Annotated in this window: 7 protein-coding genes, 1 tRNA gene and 1 riboswitch; of the genes, 4 read left to right on the top strand and 4 right to left on the bottom strand. The window is 67.0% G+C overall.

Translation table 11 applies throughout. The features are described 5' to 3' along the window. The 3 genes from MK313_RS17805 to MK313_RS17795 all read right to left on the bottom strand — a co-directional run. Positions 1–102 (bottom strand): SRPBCC domain-containing protein (locus tag MK313_RS17805; RefSeq protein ID WP_287783503.1); only part of this gene is annotated, 102 nt, incomplete at its 3' end. A gap of 134 nt (positions 103–236) precedes the next feature. Next, positions 237–1,184, bottom strand: a complete 948-nt coding sequence (locus tag MK313_RS17800; RefSeq protein WP_287783498.1) for an ABC transporter substrate-binding protein — start codon at positions 1,182–1,184, stop codon at positions 237–239. A 21-nt stretch (positions 1,185–1,205) separates the two neighbouring features. Beyond that, the gene (locus tag MK313_RS17795) at positions 1,206–2,006 is read right to left on the bottom strand and encodes an ABC transporter permease (RefSeq protein WP_121217925.1); all 801 of its coding nucleotides are present in this window, start codon (positions 2,004–2,006) and stop codon (positions 1,206–1,208) included. Continuing rightward, positions 1,996–2,109, bottom strand: a riboswitch (TPP riboswitch). (Overlaps the previous gene by 11 nt.) A 91-nt stretch (positions 2,110–2,200) precedes the next feature. Between MK313_RS17795 and MK313_RS17790 the strand changes: the two genes are divergently transcribed. Next, complete coding sequence (locus MK313_RS17790; RefSeq protein ID WP_287783494.1) at positions 2,201–3,307, top strand: acetoin utilization protein AcuC; 1,107 nt, start codon at positions 2,201–2,203, stop codon at positions 3,305–3,307. Positions 3,308–3,337: 30 nt separating this feature from the next. Then, entirely contained in the window at positions 3,338–3,784 is a 447-nt protein-coding gene (locus MK313_RS17785) for a DUF192 domain-containing protein (RefSeq protein ID WP_287783491.1), read from the top strand. 15 nt (positions 3,785–3,799) lie between these two features. Here MK313_RS17785 and MK313_RS17780 read toward each other — a convergent pair whose 3' ends face one another. Further along, the gene (locus MK313_RS17780) at positions 3,800–4,462 is read right to left on the bottom strand and encodes an O-methyltransferase (protein WP_287783488.1); all 663 of its coding nucleotides are present in this window, start codon (positions 4,460–4,462) and stop codon (positions 3,800–3,802) included. 116 nt (positions 4,463–4,578) lie between these two features. Here MK313_RS17780 and MK313_RS17775 point away from each other — a divergent pair. Continuing rightward, a tRNA-Pro gene (locus MK313_RS17775) sits at positions 4,579–4,655 on the top strand. A gap of 52 nt (positions 4,656–4,707) precedes the next feature. Next, positions 4,708–4,811, top strand: a 104-nt coding sequence (locus tag MK313_RS17770) for an NADH dehydrogenase ubiquinone Fe-S protein 4 (protein ID WP_287783500.1), incomplete at its 3' end; no start/stop codon positions are given.

The following is a 4,811-nucleotide window of genomic DNA, read 5'->3' as shown; positions in this document are numbered from 1 at the left end:
CTGGCACCCGGTGATGCATTCGCGCAGGATCTCGGGGTCATGCAGCGCCTCCCACACGACCTGGCGCGGTGCGGGAATACGTTGTTCGCCCGTAAGCTCCATGTGGCTATCTCTCGCTATCGGCTTCGGCTGTGCCGCCCGGACTGTCCGCCAGGCGGCGTTTCGACCGTAACCTTAGTGGACAGGTCAGAGGGGGGCAAGCGCGCCCCGGACCATTTCCGGGGCGCATCAGTACATTAGTACGGCAGCTCCACCGCATAGCTGGCCACCGGCTTGATCTCCCGGATCAGCTTGGCGTCCAGCAGGAACCGGGCGAACCGGTCATAGCGCGCATTGTCCATCGCTGCCGGACGGTGGGCGAAGCGCGGCAGCGTGTCGAACCAGGCGCGGCGGTTCAGCTCGTCATTCAGCACCGGCCGCTTCGCGCGGAAGGTGTCCCAGGTCTCCTGCGGGTGGTTGATCAGGTATTGGGTGCCCTTCTCGACGGCGGACAGGAAGCGGCGCAGGCGCGGATCGCCGACGCTGTCCTTGTGCGCGACGTAGATCAGCTGGTCGAAGGGCGGCACGCCATGCTCCTCGATATAGAAGGCGCGGCCCTTCTTGCCGATCAGGTCCATCTGGGTCAGCTCGAAATTGCGGTAGGCGCCGACCACCGCATCGACCTTGCCGGAGGCGAGGGACGGGGAGAGCGAGAAGTTCACATTCACCAGCGTGATGTCGGCGAGCGTGAGCCCGGCGGAGCGCAGCACCGCGCCGAGCACGGCTTCCTCCGTCCCGCTGACCGAGAAACCGACGGTCTTGCCCTTCAGGTCGGCGACACTCTTCACCGGTCCGTCGGCCAGCGTCAGCACGGTGGAGAGCGGCGTGGCCACCAGCGTGCCGATGCGCACCAGCGGCAGGCCCTGATCGGCCTGCAGATGCAGCTGCGGCTGGTAGGAGATGGCGATCTCCGCCTTCTTCGCCGCGACCAGCTTTGGCGGGTCGTTCGGGTCGGCCGGGGCGATCAGCTCCACCTCCAGATTCTCGTCGGCGAAATAGCCCTGGTCGAGGGCCACGAACAGCGGCGCATGGTCCGGGTTCACGAACCAGTCCAGCAGCACCGTCAGCTTGTCGGCGGCCTGGGTCTGAAGCGGTAGGGCGAGGACTGCGGCAAAAGCCAGTGAACGCAAAAGCTTGAGAGTCATTCTTTTCGTTCCCGTGAAGGTTTATCGAAGGTCCGAATGATCGGTCTCCGGCTGCCAGTGCAGGATGCGCCGGCTGGCCAGGTCGATCGTGAAATAGAGGGTGATGGCCATCGCCGCGAGCACCAGCAAGGCGGCGAACATCAGGTCGATCTGCAGCCGCGCATTGGCGTGCAGCATCAGATAGCCAAGGCCGGCGCTGGACCCCACCCATTCGCCGACTACCGCGCCGATGGGGGCAACGGCAGCAGCGATGCGCAGCCCGGCGGCGAGGCCGGGCAGGGCGGCGGGCACCCGCACCCGCCAGATCAGCCGCCAGCCCCGGCAGCCCAGCGTGCGGGCGCTGTCGATCCAGGCCCGGTCGGTGCGGCGCAAGCCGTCATGGAAGGCGGCGGTGACCGGGAAGAAGATGATGAGGGCGGCCATCGCCACCTTGGAGGCGAGGCCATAGCCCAGCCACAGCACCAGGATGGGCGCCAGCGCAAAGACAGGGATGGCCTGGCTGACCACCAGCACCGGCATCAGCCAGCGCCGGACCTCGCCGGACAGCGCCATGACCAGCGCTGTGGAGACGCCCAGCGAGACGCCGAGCAGCAGCCCGACCACGATTTCCGTCAACGTCACGCCGGCATGGGGCAGGATAATGCTGCCGCGCTGCAGCAGGGCAGCATAGACATCGGCCGGGCCGGGCAGCAGAAAGGATTCGATGCCGGTCAGCGACACCAGCGCCTGCCAGGCCAGCAACAGGCCGGCCAACGTCACGACGGGGCGGAACAGGGCCCGGCCCAGAGTGCGCGCATGGCGGAAGATGAAAGTCCCGTGCATGTCCTCTTCCCTACGCCCGTGCTAGCGGGATCAGGTTCTTGGGGTCGTCGCATCCCCGCGCGGGAGGCGACCTCTCAGCCTGATGGCTCCCCCGAGGTCGGCGCGAACTATGGCACAGGCGTTGTGTCATGCAAGGGGCGATCTTGCGCTTGCCAGGATTGACCGGACGAGGCCGCCGACGTACCTGAAGCCTCATGCTTGAAAAGCCGATCCTTCTGGGCAGCGACATCTACCGGCACTCGATCTATGGGCGGAAGCATCCGCTCTCGATTCCGCGCGTCTCGCTGGTGCTCGACCTGATCCGGGCGCTGGGCTGGTTCGACGAGACCCGCTACCGCGCCGTCGAACCGGCGACCCGCGACCAGCTGACCCGCTTCCACGCGCCGGACTATGTCGAGGCGCTGATGCGCGCGGAGGAGACGCGCCATGTCCCGCCAGAGGATCAGGAACGTTACAATATCGGGCGCAACGGCAACCCGGTATTCGCCGAGATCTTCCGCCGGCCCGCCACCTCCTGCGCCGCCTCCATCCTGGCCGCCGGCCTGCTGCGGGAGGGCGGGGTGGTACACAATCCGGCGGGCGGCACGCATCATGGCCGGCCTGACCGCGCCAGCGGCTTCTGCTATTTCAACGACGCGGTGCTGGCGATCCTGGCCTTTCTCGATCAGGGGCTTGAGCGCGTGCTCTACATCGATCTCGACGCCCATCATGGCGACGGCGTGCAGGACGCCTTCCATGACGAGGACCGGGTGCTGACGGTGTCGATCCATGAGCAGGACCGCTGGCCGCGCACCGGCGCGCTGGCGGACCGGGCCGGCGGTATGGCGCGCAACCTCCCGGTGCCGGCAGGCTTCAACGATACGGAGCTGGCCTTCCTGGTGGATGAAGCGCTGCTGCCGCTGGCCGACAGGTTTCAGCCGCAGGCCCTTGTGCTGCAATGCGGATGCGACGGTCTGGAGGATGATCCGCAAAGCCGGCTGTCGCTGTCCAACCGGGCGATCTGGGACGCCGTGGCGACGCTGCACCGGCAGGCGCCCCGCACGCTGGTGCTGGGCGGCGGCGGCTATAATCCCTGGGCGGTGGCGCGCTGCTGGGCCGGCATCTGGGGCGTGCTGAACAGCCAGCCTCTTGACGAGGCGCTGCCGATGCCGGCGCAATCGCTGCTGCGGGAGATCGTCTGGAACCACAGCCGGGGCCGGACCCCGCCGGAGCACTGGTTCACCACCCTGGCGGACGCGGCCCGCCCCGGCCCGGTGCGGCCGGAAATCCGGGCGGCGGCCCGGGCCATTCTTGAGGATTAAGGCCAAGACATGCGGAAATTCTTCTCACCGATGCCGGTTCTGCTGCTGGTGCTTGCCTTGTGGACCGGCGATGCCGCCGCGCAGGGGGCCGCCAGCTTCGAGCGCAGCGGCCTCATCATCGAGACGGCGCAGGGCCAGCAGCACCGGTTCGATGTCGAACTGGCGGTGACGCCCGCCCAGCAGGCGCAGGGGCTGATGTACCGGCAGCGGATGGAACCCGATGCTGGCATGCTGTTCCTCTATGACCGGCCGCAGGGTGTTGCCATGTGGATGAAGAACACGCTGATTCCGCTGGATATGTTCTTCATCGACGCGAGGGGGCGGATCACCGGCATTGAGGAGCGCACCGTGCCGTTTTCGACCCAGACCATCGAATCGCCGGGCCTCGCCAGCGCCGTGCTGGAACTGAATGCCGGCACCGCCGAGCGGCTGGGCATCCGCGTCGGCGACCGGCTGGTGCATCCGGCGTTCCGGTAAGCCTTAGCGCTTGCCTTACCGCTTCCGGGCCAGCGTCAGCCCGTCACCGATGGGGATCATCGCCGGGGTGACGCGCTCATCCTTGGCGATCTTGGCGTTCAGCGCGCGGATGGCGAGCGTATCCTCATCCTGCTTCGCCGGGTTGATGACAGAGCCGCCCCACAGCACATTATCCACGCTGATCAGTCCGCCGGGCCGCAACAGGGTCAGGGCCGCCTCGTAATAGCGGTCGTAATTGCCCTTGTCGGCATCGATGAAGGCGAAGTCGAAGCTGCCGGACTGGCCGTTGGCGATCAGCGTCTCCAGCGTCTCGGTCGCGGGTGCGATGCGCAGGTCGATCTTGTGATCGAGGCCGGCTTCCTTCCAGTAGCGCCGGCCGATCCCGGTCCATTCCGTGCTGACGTCGCAGCACACCAGCTTTCCGTCAGCGGGCAGGGCCATGGCGACGCACAGCGCGCTGTAGCCGGTGAAGGTGCCGACCTCCAGGCAGCGCTTCGCGCCGGTCAGCTCGACCAGCAGCCGCATGAACTGCCCCTGTTCCGGGGAAATCTGCATGCCGCCGGCCGGCAGGCTGGCGGTCTCCTCGCGCAGCTTTGCCAGCAGGGCGGTCTCCCGCACGCCGGAGGCGATCAGATAGGCGCGCAAATCCTCGGTCATTCCGGTGGTGGTGCGGGACATGTCCTGTTCCTTGAGAATCGTTCGCTTGGTCAAAGCTAACGCCTCGCCCGCCGGGAGGGAAGGGGCGCAACATCCTGCTTGCGCCGCCTGCCTTAAATCCCTAGTTTCCGGGCATTCGGGGTGTAGCGCAGCCTGGTAGCGCGCCTGCTTTGGGAGCAGGATGTCGGCGGTTCGAATCCGTCCACCCCGACCAGTTTGGTCAGGTTCCAGTTTGGCCGGGTAACGTCTAGTCGAGGGGAAACAGGATGTTGGCGCGCATCTATCAGCCGAGCAAGACCGCCATGCAGTCGGGCCGTGCGGGAACGCACCGCTGGGTTCTGGATTATGCGCCGGTGACGCCGCGCCGGCC

This window comes from Oceanibaculum sp. (genome assembly GCF_022449305.1).
Lineage (GTDB): Bacteria > Pseudomonadota > Alphaproteobacteria > Oceanibaculales > Oceanibaculaceae > Oceanibaculum > Oceanibaculum indicum.
The sequence above is the reverse complement of the archived record's forward strand: the minus strand, read 5'-3'. Positions and strand labels throughout refer to the sequence as shown.